General features: G+C 61.7%; 12 protein-coding genes. 5 read left to right on the top strand and 7 right to left on the bottom strand.

Annotation, left to right across the window (positions count from 1 at the left end; translation table 11 throughout):
* Positions 1-9: 9 nt before the first annotated feature.
* The gene (locus CX511_RS12765) at positions 10-795 is read right to left on the bottom strand and encodes an enoyl-CoA hydratase/isomerase family protein (RefSeq protein WP_045184972.1); all 786 of its coding nucleotides are present in this window, start codon (positions 793-795) and stop codon (positions 10-12) included.
* Between the two features lie 140 nt (positions 796-935).
* Here CX511_RS12765 and CX511_RS12760 point away from each other — a divergent pair, with 140 nt between their 5' ends.
* From CX511_RS12760 to CX511_RS12745, 4 genes are all read left to right on the top strand, one after another.
* Positions 936-2078 carry an acyl-CoA dehydrogenase family protein gene (locus tag CX511_RS12760; protein WP_101291906.1) on the top strand — a complete coding sequence of 381 codons (1143 nt, stop codon included), beginning with the start codon at positions 936-938 and terminating at the stop codon, positions 2076-2078.
* 8 nt (positions 2079-2086) lie between these two features.
* Positions 2087-3241: an acyl-CoA dehydrogenase family protein gene (locus CX511_RS12755; RefSeq protein WP_231353288.1), complete on the top strand. Its 1155-nt coding sequence runs from the start codon at positions 2087-2089 to the stop codon at positions 3239-3241.
* A complete protein-coding gene (locus CX511_RS12750) occupies positions 3228-4154 on the top strand; it encodes an NAD(P)H-dependent flavin oxidoreductase (protein ID WP_101291905.1) in 927 nt (308 codons plus the stop codon). Before CX511_RS12755 ends, CX511_RS12750 begins: the two co-directional genes overlap by 14 nt.
* A gap of 74 nt (positions 4155-4228) precedes the next feature.
* Positions 4229-5020, top strand: a complete 792-nt coding sequence (locus CX511_RS12745; protein WP_045184961.1) for an alpha/beta fold hydrolase — start codon at positions 4229-4231, stop codon at positions 5018-5020.
* A 95-nt stretch (positions 5021-5115) separates the two neighbouring features.
* On the opposite strand, the gene CX511_RS12740 is transcribed toward CX511_RS12745, so the two are convergent.
* The 4 genes from CX511_RS12740 to CX511_RS12725 all read right to left on the bottom strand — a co-directional run bounded on the left by CX511_RS12740 (position 5116) and on the right by CX511_RS12725 (position 9955).
* The gene (locus CX511_RS12740; RefSeq protein ID WP_101291904.1) at positions 5116-5541 is read right to left on the bottom strand and encodes a DUF2628 domain-containing protein; all 426 of its coding nucleotides are present in this window, start codon (positions 5539-5541) and stop codon (positions 5116-5118) included.
* A gap of 232 nt (positions 5542-5773) precedes the next feature.
* On the bottom strand, positions 5774-6838 hold the full coding sequence (locus CX511_RS12735) for a lipocalin-like domain-containing protein (protein ID WP_101291903.1): 1065 nt from the start codon (positions 6836-6838) through the stop codon (positions 5774-5776).
* On the bottom strand, positions 6828-9290 hold the full coding sequence (locus CX511_RS12730) for an ABC transporter permease (protein WP_101291902.1): 2463 nt from the start codon (positions 9288-9290) through the stop codon (positions 6828-6830). The genes CX511_RS12735 and CX511_RS12730 overlap by 11 nt, the downstream gene beginning before the upstream one ends.
* Positions 9290-9955 (bottom strand): ABC transporter ATP-binding protein, encoded by a 666-nt coding sequence (locus tag CX511_RS12725; RefSeq protein WP_045184950.1) that lies wholly within the window; start codon positions 9953-9955, stop codon positions 9290-9292. The genes CX511_RS12730 and CX511_RS12725 overlap by 1 nt, the downstream gene beginning before the upstream one ends.
* 319 nt (positions 9956-10274) lie before the next feature.
* Here CX511_RS12725 and CX511_RS12720 point away from each other — a divergent pair, with 319 nt between their 5' ends.
* Complete coding sequence (locus CX511_RS12720) at positions 10275-10889, top strand: Yip1 family protein (RefSeq protein WP_045184946.1); 615 nt, start codon at positions 10275-10277, stop codon at positions 10887-10889.
* 539 nt (positions 10890-11428) lie between these two features.
* Here the strand turns inward: CX511_RS12720 and CX511_RS12715 are convergent.
* Both CX511_RS12715 and CX511_RS12710 read right to left on the bottom strand, forming a co-directional pair.
* Positions 11429-12469: a 3-ketosteroid-9-alpha-monooxygenase, oxygenase component gene (locus CX511_RS12715; protein WP_045184943.1), complete on the bottom strand. Its 1041-nt coding sequence runs from the start codon at positions 12467-12469 to the stop codon at positions 11429-11431.
* 138 nt (positions 12470-12607) lie between these two features.
* Positions 12608-14008: a DUF1329 domain-containing protein gene (locus tag CX511_RS12710; RefSeq protein WP_101291939.1), complete on the bottom strand. Its 1401-nt coding sequence runs from the start codon at positions 14006-14008 to the stop codon at positions 12608-12610.
* Positions 14009-14017: the final 9 nt, after the last annotated feature.

The following is a 14017-nucleotide window of genomic DNA, read 5'->3' as shown; positions in this document are numbered from 1 at the left end:
GGTAATTCCTTACTTACCGGTAAAAATGGGTTGGCGCCGCTCGGCCATGGCACGGGTGCCTTCGGCAAAGTCGGCGCTGACAATCTGCCATTCCTGCTCGCTGGCTTCACGGTCGATGATCCGGTCGACGGCATCGGCCAGGCCCATGCGCAGGGTCTCACGGCTGGACATCACCGCAGCGGGCGCGCTGGCGGCAATTTCTTCTGCCAGCGTGCGCGCGGCCTGACGCTCCTGGCCAGGCTCGGCCAATACATCGGCAAGGCCAATACGCACCGCCTCACGGCCATCGATGCGACGGCCCGTAGCAATCAGCAGCGACGCCATCTGCACACCGACCAGGCGCGGCATGGTAACCGAAATGCCGAAGCCTTGATGAATGCCCAGGCGGTTGAAGTTGGCCGAGAAGCGCGCTTTCTCGCTGGTTACACGGAAATCGGCCACTAGTGCCAGACCCAAGCCGCCCCCCACCGCCGCGCCTTCGACCACACAGATCAACGGCTTGCGGGTACGAAACAGGCGCACCGCCGACTTGTACACCCGCCGCGGATACTGCGGATCACACTGATCGGCGCCGGAAAAATCGGCACCGGCGCAGAACACTTTGCCCTCTGCGACCAGCACCGTCACCCGGCACGCGGGCAGCTGATCCAGGTAATCCAGGGTGTTGGCCAGGTCCTGAATCAGCTCGGCATCAAAAAAATTCAACGGCGGACGACTGAAACTCAAGGTCGCGACATGACCATCGAGTTGCAGCGCAAGGCCGCGGCCAGGGACAAAGGCGGTATCAGTAGACATGCAGGCTCCGGATTGAACACAAGGTAAGGGATCGACAGCTACTTGCTTCGCTGCAACGGTTGCTGCTAGGTTATTTACTTGTTGGGCGTTCAGCAAGTTTAGATTGAACCCCGCTCCTTCAATCACACGAGCACACAGCCATGCAGGCACTCGATATCCGGCCCTGTCATCTGGATGCCAAGGCAGACGCCTTGCGCACCGAGGTCCGCGAATTTCTCGCTGACGCGTTGAAAGACTATCCCGCCGAGCAACGCGCCAAGAACTGGAACGGTGCCGACCCCGACTTCAGTCGCAAGCTGGGCGCGCGCGGCTGGCTGGGAATGACCTGGCCCAAGCGGTATGGCGGCCACGAACGCAGCGCCCTTGAACGCTACGTCGTCCTGGAAGAATTGCTGGCAGCCGGCGCGCCCGTGAATGCGCACTGGATTGCCGAACGTCAGTCCGGCCCGTTGCTGATGAAGTTCTCCCCCGAGGTGCTGGCCCCACGCCTGTTGCCGGCCATTGCCCGCGGCGAGTTGCTGTTCTGTATTGGCATGAGTGAACCCGACGTAGGCTCGGACCTGGCCTCGGTGCGCACTCGTGCGCAGAAAACCGACGGCGGCTGGCTGGTCAATGGCAGCAAGGTCTGGACCACCGGTGCTCAGCGTTGCCACTACATGGTCACCTTGCTGCGCACCGGCCCCAAAGAGGCCGATAACCGCCACACCGGCCTCTCGCAACTGTTGATCGACATGCAGGCGCCGGGCGTCACGGTACGGCCAATCTACAACATGCTCGGCGAGCATGACTTCAATGAAGTATTCCTGGAGAACGTCTTCGTTCCCGACGATTTCCTGATTGGCAAACCGGGTGATGGTTGGAAACAGGTGGGCGCCGAACTGGCCCTGGAACGCAGCGGCCCGGAGCGTTACCTCAGCTGCACCCAGCTGTACCTGGAAATGCTCGACGCCGCCGATGCCAACGACAGTCGCCAGCGCATCAGCCTCGGCCGCGTCGCGGCACGCTATGCGGCATTGCGGCAGATGTCCCTGGGCGTGGCCGGCATGCTCGCCCGCGGTGAAAACCCAGCGACCCCCGCAGCCTTGGTCAAAGACCAGGGCGCGCTGCTCGAACAGGCGTTGCCCGACCTTGCCCATGACCTGTTTGGTGGCAGCCGCGAGCCCGGCAGCGCCCTTGACCAGGTGATGCGTTACCTGACCCAGACCGCCCCGTCGTTTTCCCTGCGTGGCGGCACCCGCGAAATTCTTCGTGGAATCATTGCCCGAGGATTAGGCCTGCGATGAACCAGCCCATGATTGTTGAAAATCTCGATACCAGCGCCCCGTCGCCCCTGCAATCGCTGATCGCCGACAGCGTTGAGCGCCTGTTCACTGATCAGGTCAACGCCCAGTTGCTGGCGCGCTTCGACGCCGGTGAGCCCGCCAGCGCGCTGTGGCAGCAGGTTGTTGAGCTTGGCCTGCCCTTGGCCCTGGTGGCTGAGGAGGCCGGTGGCAGCGGTGCCAGCTGGCTGGACGTCAGCCCGGTGTTGCGTGCCTTGGGGTACTGGAGTGTGCCGTTGCCGTTGAGCGAGACCCTACTTGCCGCGCTGCTGTTGTCCCGTGCCGGCCTGGCAGTGCCCGAAGGGCCGATCAGCCTGATCCAGATCGGTCGCCTCGGCGATCTGCACCTGGACAAAGACGGCCTGCTCCATGGCCGCTGCATCAATGTACCCTGGGCTCGCAGTTGCCAGTGGGCCGTGGTCGCTGATCCCCAGGGTTGGCTAGCGCTGGTCGACCTGCGCCAGGCCCAGGTCAGCCTCGAGGCCGGGAGCAATGTTGCCGGTGAAGCGCGCGACACCCTGCAGTTTACCGCCGCCCCCGTGCACGCCAGTGCGCCGTTGCAGCTGGCCGGTATCCGTGAACCTGTGTGGTTGCTCGGCGCTTTGCTGCGGGCGTGCATGCTGGTCGGTGCGCTGGAGGCGAGCCTCGACCAGGCCGTGGCCTATGCCAATGAGCGTGTCCAATTTGGCAAGGCCATTGGCACGTTTCAGGCGATCCAACAGCAATTGGCGCACATGGCCGGAGCCATTGGCGCGGCGCGTACCGCCGCGCAAGTCGCCTTGCACAGCGCCAGCCAGCTGCTGCAGGCCGGGCCCGGCGAGCGCAGCAGCCTGGCCTTCGATGTTGCCGTGGCCAAGGTGTGCGCCAGTGAGGCGGCGTCGCTGGCTGCGTCTGTCAGTCACCAGGTACATGGCGCCATTGGCTTTACCCACGAGCACAGCTTGCACTACAGCAGCCGTCGCCTGTGGTCATGGCGCGATGAGTTCGGCAGTGATGCACAGTGGGCTGATGTGCTGGGCCAGGCGGCAATCGCGGCCGGCAGCCAAGGCTTCTGGGCAGGCCTGACTGCCCGTGATCTTGGCCTGCACGCCTCCCACACCGAGGAAACTGCCCATGGCCTTGCCTGAGCGGTTGAGCACGCGACTGCGCCTGCCCATGCTGGGGGCGCCGCTGTTCCTGGCGTCGACCCCGGCGCTGGTTGCCGCCCAATGCCGGGCCGGGATTATCGGCGCGATGCCGGCGCTCAACGCGCGCAGCCCGCAACAACTGGATGACTGGTTGACGCAACTCACCGAGCAAATGGCGACGGTGCCCGCGCCGTTCGCCATCAACCAGATTGTGCGGCGCAGCAATACCCGCCAGGACCAGGACCTGGCGTTGCTGGTCAAACACAAGGTGCCGATTGTCATCACCAGCGTGGGGGCGCCGGGTGAGGTCGTCGACGCTGTGCATGGCTACGGCGGCTTGGTGTTTCATGACGTGGTCAGTGTCCGCCATGCGTACAAGGCCACCGAGGCTGGCGTCGATGGCCTGGTCGCCGTTTGCGCCGGGGCCGGCGGCCACGGTGGTAGCCTCAACCCCTTGGCGTTCGTCAACGAAATACGGCGTTTCTTCAACGGCACCTTACTGCTCGCCGGTGGCATCAGTTCGGGCAAGGACCTTTTGGCCGCACGCATCATGGGCGCGGACCTGGGCTATGTCGGCACACGGTTTCTCGCCACTCAGGAGTGTGAAGTGGATCCTGGCTATAAACAGATGCTGCTCGCAGCCGATGCCGACCAGATCGTCAACACCGCTCTGTTCAGCGGCCTGCGCGCCAACTACCTGCGATGCAGCATTGAGCGCAGTGGTCTGGACCCGGACAATCTTCCCCCGGTACCTGACCAAGGTGGAACCGGCGGCCACAATGGCCATAAATTGTGGAAAGACATCTGGGCGGCGGGTCATGGCGTTGGCAGTATCGACGATGTGCCGAGCGTAGCCGAGTTGATCCAGCGCTTCGAGCGCGAATACCAGCAAGCAGCTGCCGTGATCCCTTAAAGGGGATGGCCGTTGCAGGCCGGTGCCGTTCTTCAGGTAGGATTGACTGCGTTCAAGTCAATGGAAATGACCCCATGCCACCCCTCTCTATCGAACAACACTGGATCGACACCTCGCACGGGCAACTGTTCGCCCAATCCTGGCGCCCGTACGTTGAACACGGCGCGCCGATTGTGCTGTTGCACGATTCGCTGGGTTGCGTGGCCTTGTGGCGTGAGTTCCCTGAACAATTGGCAACGGCGTGTGGGCGCCAGGTCATTGCTTATGATCGCCTGGGTTTCGGGCGCTCTGCACCCTTCCCCGGCACCCTGCCCGCCAATTTTGTTGAAAACGAAGCGCAGGCAGGGTTTCAGGCCCTGCGCGAGCAACTGGACTTCAACGCGTTCGTGGTATTCGGCCACAGCGTGGGGGGTGGAATGGCGGTGGGCTGCGCCGCCGCCTACCCACAGGCCTGCCAGCACGTGATCAGCGAATCGGCGCAGGCTTTCGTCGAAGACCGCACGTTAGCCGGCATTCGCGATGCCGAACGTCAGTTTGCCGAACCTGGGCAGATGGCCCGGTTGCAGAAGTATCACGGTGAAAAAGCCCATTGGGTGTTACGTGCCTGGGTCGACAACTGGCTGTCCGACGCCTTCAGTCAATGGCGCCTGGATGCGCAATTGTCGCGGGTGCGCTGTCCGACCCTGGCGGTACATGGTGATCGCGACGAGTTCGGCTCTGCGCTTCACCCTCAACGTATCGCTGCCCTGACCGCCGGCCCGGCAAGCCTGCGGATACTGCCTGATTGCGGCCATGTCCCGCACCGGGAATACCCGGATGCGGTATTGGCCGCTGTCAGCGCCTTTCTTGACCCGGCAAAAGCCTGAAACAGTAGCATCACTTGTTGTAGCCGCTGCCAAGGCACGGGGTTGCGGCTACAAGGGACGGCTCAAGACGTTTCGCCTATGCAGTTGGGCGATGCTTACCAGCGCATGCCTTTAAACGGATTCCACCCCTGCTCACCCTTTTGTTCCTTCAGGTAATAAGCGTAGTTAGTCGTCATCGCATATAAAAGGTTGAAGGCAAAGCCCACACCAAAGTCGAGTTGCTGGGCAAAGCTGATATGGACATAGGAATACAAAATTTCCAGGGCAACGTTGACTGCAACAATAATCGCTATCAGTGTCAGGTTTTTCTTCCACAGCCCCAGCACAAACAGATAAATCGGCCCAAAGAAGAAGGCAATAATGTTTGTGTTGATGGTTACTCTCTGCTTGAACGGAAGCGCCTTAAGTGCCACTTTGTAACCCGGCTCACTGGGGGCACCGTGAGCGTCAAAGAACGCAAAACGCTTCTGCCATTTTTCGCTGTACTTGCTAGGTTCCTGCACCTGTTCTGTCGTGCTCATTCACTTAGTCCTTTGATCCATGAAAGATGTGTTGCTTCCTGATGTCCTTGATGTTGCGCGGCGCTGCTAGCTGCCAGGCATGTCATGTGGCCAGCAAGGCAGGCTATGGAAAGCACTTTTTCAGTAAAGTTCCCGCGTGGAAATAATTTCCTGCGCAAGGTAATTATGCACAAAAAAGTGACTACTTATTACAGTACACTCAGGCTTTGGGTGTCAAAGCAGCGGCACATCGTTAATAACCGGTCATTTCCAGGTAGCCGATGCCCCCTGTACTGCCCTTCAAGCGCACCGGCCCTTCCCAGTAAGCAAAGCGCGTGTTCATCCAGGCGTTGGGCTCCAGGGCTTCAACCTGCACGTCCACGCCGTGCAGCGGCACCTGTACCCGCCACCGCGTCGGCACTTCTGGCCCGTGTGGCTGACGCGTCCAGGCCAGCGCCTCAAGCTGGATCTGCTCGCTCTGCAATGCCTGGGCGTGGCCTGCAGCACTGATCCAGGTACCTGCCCGATAAGGTAAACCCTGGGCCTCGCGCACCTGAAACAGCATCAACTTGGCGCCACTGTCCAGGTGCAGGGAAAACCAGTCCCAGCCTGACTGGCTGGCCGCCAACGGCTGGCTGCTCCATTCGCGGTCCAGCCAGGCCTGGCCGGTTACCGCAATGCATTGACCGTCGCGTTCGACCTCACCGCTAACCCGGTAAAACGGCTGGCTGTAGTAGTAAGACGCTTGCCCTTTGCCAGATTTTTCGCTGTAACCCTGAATGCCATGCAGCACCACTGGCCGATCACTGACCAAGTTCAAGTCATAGCGAAAGCGCGGATCGCTGGCGCTCATGCGCAGGTGATCGATGCCATCGTTGCCCAGCAGCGACCAGTCGTTGATCCAGGCCCGGAACGGTTGCGTTTCAACGCCCGCCTGGCCGATACCGCCGCGCGCCAGCGTCTCACTGGATTGATGCCCGCCTGGGCCTGTCAGCGCGGCGTGCCCCAGCCACAGGTTCGGGCTGCTCCAGTCAGCCGTTTCCGGACCGGGGCGCAGGGCCGAGCGGAACAAGGTCCACTGCACGCCCCAGTCACGCCCTTGGCTGTCCTTGAGGTTGGCGGTGACGTACCACCACTCAATGCGAAAACCCTCATGGGCACCGTGGTCAAGGGGAAACACCAGCACTCGATTGCGCGTCACCTGTTTAAAAGCCGCAGCATCCTGCCCCAGTCCGGCAAAGTTTTTCGCAGACGGCACAGGTTGATCACACCCGCACAGCAGCAGGACCAGCATCAATACACAGGCTTCAGGCTTCATCGGCAAATCGCCTCAACAGTTCGCTTGGCTGACGCCGCGCCAATTGCCACAGCGGCCAAGCACTGGCCAACAGGCTGGTGAGCACACCCAGCAATGCCAAGTGCAGCAGTTGCAGGGGAAACAGGTGCAGCGGCAACCGCCAGCCAAACGCCTGCACGTTGACCACGGCCACCAGGCACCAGGCAAGGGCTATGCCCAAGGGGATCGCCAACACCACGGTGAGGCTGCTCAGCATCAAGGTCTGGCCAAGCGATAAGCAGATCAGCTGTGTGCGTCCTACGCCCAGGGCCCATAGTGGCGCCAGTTGTCCCAGGCGACTCTGCGCCAATGTCAGCAGGCTGATAAACAACGCGATACCGGCAACACCCAACGTCAGGCTATTGAGGGCTGTGGTGGCGGCAAAGGTCCGGCTGAAGACTTCGGTCGACCAGTGTTTCAAACTCGATTGCTCGACAACACGGCTGTCATCCAGGGCAAAGCGTTGCTGCAGCTCGGTTTTAAGCCCGGTAAGCCCTTCGGGCGGCAGACTGATGCTCAGCCCCGTGAGACTCGCCTGCGGCCAGTACCGGCGCAGCCAGTCGGCGTTAACCAGCAGATGGCCCTTGGGGTTGCCGTAGTCGGCATACACACCCACCACGGTCATCGCGGGTATCGACTCACCAGGCAGTTGCAGACGATCGCCGAGCTGCAGGCCCAAGCGCCGGGCCAGTTGCTCACTGAGCATGACGGCGCGACCGCTGGCCAGTTGTTCCCAGGCACGTGTGCGGTGTTCCAGTAACGGCCAGTGTGAACGGTAACCGGGATCATCGATGATGCCCTGAAGCTGTACTGGCCAGTCGTTCAGACGTACCTCAACACGCCAGTTGGGCAGCACCGCCGTGACGGTCGGCTGCTGGGCAAGCCAATCGCGCACGTGCAAACCTTGCCGAGTGTCTCGAGGGCTAACGTACAGGTCGGCGGACAGGCGCTGGTCAAGCCAGCCAGTAAAGGTTTTGCGAAAGCCCTCAGTCATGCTGCCCACGCCGACACTGGCTGCCAAGGCAAGCAACAATGCCATCAGTGCCAGGTTCAGCGCCGGTAACTGTTGGCGACTGTCGGCGATGAACCATTGCGCCAGGGGTCGATGGCAGTAGCGTGTCAAGATCACCAGCGCGCCATCGAGCAAGGCAGGCAACAGCAGCGCTGCGGCCAACAGCAATGCAGCAAGCAACACCAAAGCGCTGGGCAGGCTGTTGCCCAACTGCCAACAACTGACCGCCACCAGCAGCAAAACCCCTGCAACTGCGGCCTGACGCTTCAACCAGGGCCCTTGGGCCATTCGCCACGCCTGCGGTTGTGCCAGGGCCAGCAGCGGCAGACGGGCCGCACGCAGCACACTGCCAGCGCCTGCCAGCAGAGCGCCCAATACGCTCATCAGGCCCCCCGCCAGCCACCACCAGGCCGGCAGACTCAAGTGCCCGGCGACCTGCGCACCGTATAGGCCGCGCAGGCTGGCAGCGACATCGGGCAGCAACAACGCGGCCACTGCATAACCACTGGCCACCCCAGCCAGACCACCCAGTAACGCAAACACTCCCAGTTCCAGCGCAAGGCTGGCCAGCACTGTGTTCAAGCTGATGCCACAGGCGCGCAGCGTGCGAATCAGACCACGGCGCCGTTCAAGCGCCAGACCGATGGCAGCATGGGCGATAAACAGCCCGACGACAAACGCCAACAACCCAAGTGCCGTCAGGTTGAGATGGAAGCTGTCGGTCAGGCGCTGCAAGCCGCCATCATCACTGGGCGGCTGCACTTTAAGGCGGGTAGCAAACTCGGTGGGCAACGGCCCTGGAGAGGCCGTCAACAGCAACTGTGACAGCTGCCGCGGCGCCTGCAACAGTGTCTGGGCATGGCCGATATCGACGACGATGACCCCCGGTGCCAACTGTGGTTTGAGCACGAAAGGCGGGAGTAGCTGGCCGTCACTGCTGAGCGCTTGATCGCCACTATGCTTCCCCAGTCGCTGCAGCGTGTCCGGCCCAATCCAGGCTTGCCCGGGCATAGCAATGAACGCCTGCAGGTCGAAGGTTTGCACTTGGGTACCGGCAACCTCCATCGTCGCTGGCAGGCTCAATGGTTCGATGCCGATCAGTCTTACCGCCAACGGCTGCTCAGCAGCAAAACGCAAGCGTCCTTCCAGTATCGGGGTGACGGGCCAGCCACGCTGGCGCAACGCCAGGTACAGCGACTGGTCGAAACGCTCGGCGTCAGCGGCCACCAGTTGCCCGTGCACTGCCCCTGCCAACACCGCGCTGGCACGAGCGTAGTCACTGCGCGCCTGGCTGTTCAGTGCCTGGACGCCGGTCCACAGCGCAGTCGCCAGCCACAAACCGGTGAAGATACTGAAAAACTGCACGCGATGGCGCCGCCAATGACTGAGCAACGCCTGCAAAGCGATCAGCAACGGGCGCATTAGGCCTTCTCGCCCCGCACGCGCCCGGCATGCAGGAAACACCGATGCTGCAGTTGGGCCGCCAAACGTGGACTGTGGGTCACCAGCAACACACTACTGCCGGCCTCCTTGACCAACTGCAGCATCAGCGCCAGCACCTGGTCGCCACTGGCCTCGTCGAGGCTGCCGGTGGGTTCATCGGCCAACACCAACGGCGGTCGCCCGGCCAGTGCCCGGCCAATGGCGACTCGCTGTTGCTGACCGCCAGAGAGTTGCTCGGGGTAACGTTGCAAGACGGTCGTCAGCCCCAAGTGCTCGGTCAAATACGCCAGCCATTGTCGGTCATAGCGGCCGGCCAGTCTGGCTTGAAACCCCAGGTTAGCGGCAACATCCAGGCTGCTGATCAGGTTGTACTGCTGAAACACCAGGCCGATACCTTCCCGGCGCCAGCTCGCCAAAGCCGACTCCGAGCGACCATCGAGGGGCACGTCGTCGATCAGAATGTGCCCACTGTCAGCGCGATCGAGCCCGGCGATCAGGTGCAGCAACGTACTTTTACCGCTGCCCGACTCCCCCATCAACGCCAGGCTGCTGCCTTGTGCCAGGCGCAAGTCGACGCCCTGCAACACCGGCAACGTACCTTGGGCAGTGGTAAACGACTTGCGCAGCTGTTCGATAACCAGCATTAAGGGCTATCCCTTGGGCACCTGTTCAGCACTAGGAATAGCAGCGTTCGCAGACTTTGGCCTGGCGGGCTGACCGCGGCCCTTGGCGGGGCAGCTCTCTAGCGCAGCTGATGATCGGTGCCTGGGGCGCCAACCGCACGATCTGGCATCGGGTCGATTTCGCCCAGGCAGCGGGGTATCGTCATCTGCAGGGGGTCCCGCCAGGCTGATCACCCGCTATACCGTCGAGACACCGTTGGGAAGAAAGATGAAACCCTGACGCCAATCTGGCCTCCATTGATCATTAAGGGTGTGTTACGCCCCTGATCCGGAGGCTGATATGGCAAGTCACCTGATGAAACTCTTTACCCAGCCGAACCATGCCTGGCTCGATATTCGTCACGACGAGGAACAACATCCCCGCCACTACTTCATTCATTTGCTGCTGATGGGGCTGATACCACCGGTTTGCCTGTTCATAGGGATGACGGCCGTGGGGTGGAGCTTGGTCGACAACGAAACGGTACGCCTGAGCAGTGCCAGCGCCCTGGAATTGAGCGTGTTGCTGTACCTGGCGATCATTATCGGCGTGTGGATAATGGGCGGTTTCATTCGCTGGATGTCGCGTACCTTCGACGCGCGTCCAAACCTGAACCAGTGTGTCGGCTTTGCCGCCTATAGCGCCACGCCCTATTTCCTTGCCGGTATCGCCGGGCTGTATCCGGGGCGCTGGCTGGCGATCATTGTGCTGCTGGCCGCCTCGGCCTATGCGACCTTCCTGCTGTTCGCCGGCCTGCCCACCTTTCTGCGCTTGCGCAAGGAACAGGGCATGCTCTATTCGGCAAGCGTCTGGGGCGTCGGTTTGCTGGTGCTGGTGACCATTCTGGTGTCGATGATCCTGATCTGGTCGAACATGCTGGCGCCGGAATACCTGCGCCCTGCCGGCCTCGGCTAGCGGTTGTCCCCCGTAGCCGCTGCCGTCAGGCTGCGATCGGCCGTGAAACGGTCGCAAAACCTGACCACCGCGATTTATCAGGTGTACCGAGGTGGCCGCCTTGCGACTGCGCTGCAGTCGATCGCAGCCTCGTTCCTCGGCAGCGGCTACAGAGGTTGTCCCCCGTAGCCGCTGCCGTCAGGCTGCGATCGGCCGTGAAACGGCCGCAAAACCTGACCACCGCGATTTATCAGGTGTACCGAGGTGGCCGCCTTGCGACTGCGCTGCAGTCGATCGCAGCCTCGTTCCTCGGCAGCGGCTACAGAAATTGGTGCGTGCCTAGCGCAAGGTCTGCAACCCTTGAAAACTCGGCATCACCACACAGGCCGGACAAGGCCTGTCTTTAGGCGGCGTGACTGTGAGCGCGGTATACAGCACGATCACCAGGCAACACAGCGGAACACTATAGGCTCGAAGGCTTTTTATTTTCATTATCGGCACCCCTGCAACCCGTGAAACGTGAAACGCCAACCCAACGTTGCCCCTGGGCTGGCAGCCACTCAACGCTCGTCGACCGTCACAATCTCGCGGCGCTCGGCCATGCTCGCCGGCACCAGGTCCTCATCGGTGAAGAACTGCTGATACCACTCGCGCAGTTGGTACACCGGGCCGTCGTTCTCGGCCAATACCGGTTTATCGATGCGGATCTTGTGCTTCCAGATGTCCACGTCCTGGTAGAACGAGGCACGGTTACCCATGACATAGGCCTGGGCCACTTCACGGTTCTGCTCTTCGCTCCAGCCCGGCACCCGCTTGACCATGCAGCCAAAGCGCAGTTGGAAGCTGTCAGGCGTCACCGGCACATGGCTGTTGAGCAGAATGGCGTGAACCCGCGCCTCACCGAACATCGAGCTCAAGTGCGTGAAGTGAGTTGCCGGCCCGTAATAGGCCGACGGTGCGATCAAGTCACCGCCCAGGCGCTCAGAATCACCATGGAAAATCTGCCGACCGATGTGGCCTTCAAAGACGTTGGCAAAATACTTGGTCGGTGTGCCATGCACCGGGCCGAAATGCTGGGCATCGACCAGGTTGTCGACCAGTTCGCGGGGATTGGTTTCGATGAGCATGGTGTCGATGTTCCATTCATGGATCCACTCGTCACTGTCCATCTCTTCCAGATGCGGGATCACCACGCCTTCTTTCGGCGGGCGGCCCTCAGGGTTGTTCCAGACGAACAGCAGGTTGTTCTCTTCGCAGGTCAACCAGCTACGCGTCTTGGCCTTGGGCGGAATGCGCTTACAGTAAGGAATCTCCACACACTTGCCGCCCGTGTCGTACTTCCAGTGGTGGAAAGGACAGACCACGGTGTCGTTCTCGATGGTGCCTTGGGACAGGTCGGCGCCCATGTGCGGGCAGTACGCATCCAGGAGGCTGATGTTGCCTTGGCTGTCGGCAAAGGCGACCAGGCGTGTGCCGAAGATATTCAGGGTGTGCAGCTTGCCATCACGGTAGTCAGCAGCATCCCCCAGGCAGTGCCAACCGCGGGCGTAGCGGTGCGTGCGCTGGGTATTTTCGATGCTTAGTTCAGCGAGTTTCGTCATGTTCTTGTTCTTCCTCTGGTGGAAACTCCGGGTCGAGCGGCGCCGGACCAGGCCGCCGGCACAATCCCCTACCCGACATCATTGAGCAGCCCTGGCGGGCCGCTCATCCTTCAAATGGACTAGATCAACCAAGCAGTCCTATTGCCCAGCCCGACGCGCCGCCTCGGGGCCGAAGTCACGCGGGGTGAAACCGCCCTTGTTGAGCACATAACCATTGCGCTGTTCGTTGATCAGGTTGAACGCCAGGTAACTACCGGCGTTAAGGTCGTGGTACAGGCCAACACCGGCCTGCGGCACCTGGCTTTCATAGGCATAGAAGTAGTTGACCATCGAGGTGCGCCACAGCTCGCCACGGTTGTCGTAGTTGTCGGCCAGCATCGGGAACCAGGTGTCTTCATCGATGTACAACTTGCGTTTGCCGTACAGGTGGCGGTAGCCAGGCTTGAGCGTGCCCTCCAGTTCCCACACTCGATGGCGCTCATAGCGCATGGCCTGGGGATTGATATGGCCTGGAGTCAACAGGTCGGCGTATTTGAGGTTGGCCGCGTGCAGGCGGTAGGTGTTGTAGGGGATGAACATTTCGCGCTTGCCGACGATCTTCCAGTCGTAGCGCTGGCCGGAGCCGTTGAACAGACGCACCTCATCAACGGTGATCGAGCCACCGGAGCCGGGAAACGCCATGTCGAACCCGTAGCCTGGCGACTGCCGTACCCGCCGCGTGCCCGGATCATAACGCCAGCTCTGGCGTGGTTCGGTCTTGTCGTTCCAGAACTCGGTGCCGGTGTTGATCTCCCCCTTGTCGCGCTGCGGTAGCAGGGTTTCGTTGAGGTAGAACGAGGAGTTACCTACGGTTTCACCGATCTTGCCCGGTTGCAGTGCCGGCGCCAAGTTGCGCGAGTGCACCCGACCCCAGTTGATGTTGCCGTCTTTGAGCACATAGGCGTTATCGGAAACGTATTCCTCGGTCCAGGCCCGCAACGTAAAGGTAGAGGCGTTCTTCAGCAACTCCAGGCCACTGCGCGGCACCGGAAACGGCGTGCCGCCGGTCTTGCCCACCACGCCTTCGCCGTCATCGACCAGGCGCGCGATGCTGGCGTTTTCGCGGGTCGCCTCACACACCGAGTCAGCGAAGCGGAAATCCCGGTGGGTGGGATAGATGGGCATTTGGTAGCTGTCGGGGTAGAGCTTGAACAAGGCCTTCTGCCCGTCCGACAGGTAGTCGGCGTACTGCGCAAGGTTGGCCGCGGTGATCACGAGCAGGGGTTTCTCATCGGGGTACGGGTCAACCGGATGATGACCGGTGCCCTTGAACTGCACCTGCGGCGGCACCCCCAGCCACTGGCCGCTGTACGCCGGAATACTGCCGTCGGCATTGCCGCGCTTGTCAGCGCCGACACAGGTCAGCTCGCTGCCCAGGCGTGCGGCATCCTCAGGTGCGGCACTGACAGGGCCTGCGCTGGCGCAGCCGAGCAGCACCGCCAGCAGCCAGGGGCGGTGATGGACGTGTGCCTTGCGGGCAAATGAATTACGCTCGGTCATTGTTGTTCT

The sequence above is a fragment of the Pseudomonas sp. S06B 330 genome (assembly GCF_002845275.2).
Lineage (GTDB): Bacteria > Pseudomonadota > Gammaproteobacteria > Pseudomonadales > Pseudomonadaceae > Aquipseudomonas.
Note: the sequence above shows the minus strand (reverse complement) of the source record. Positions and strands in the feature narration are given on the sequence as shown.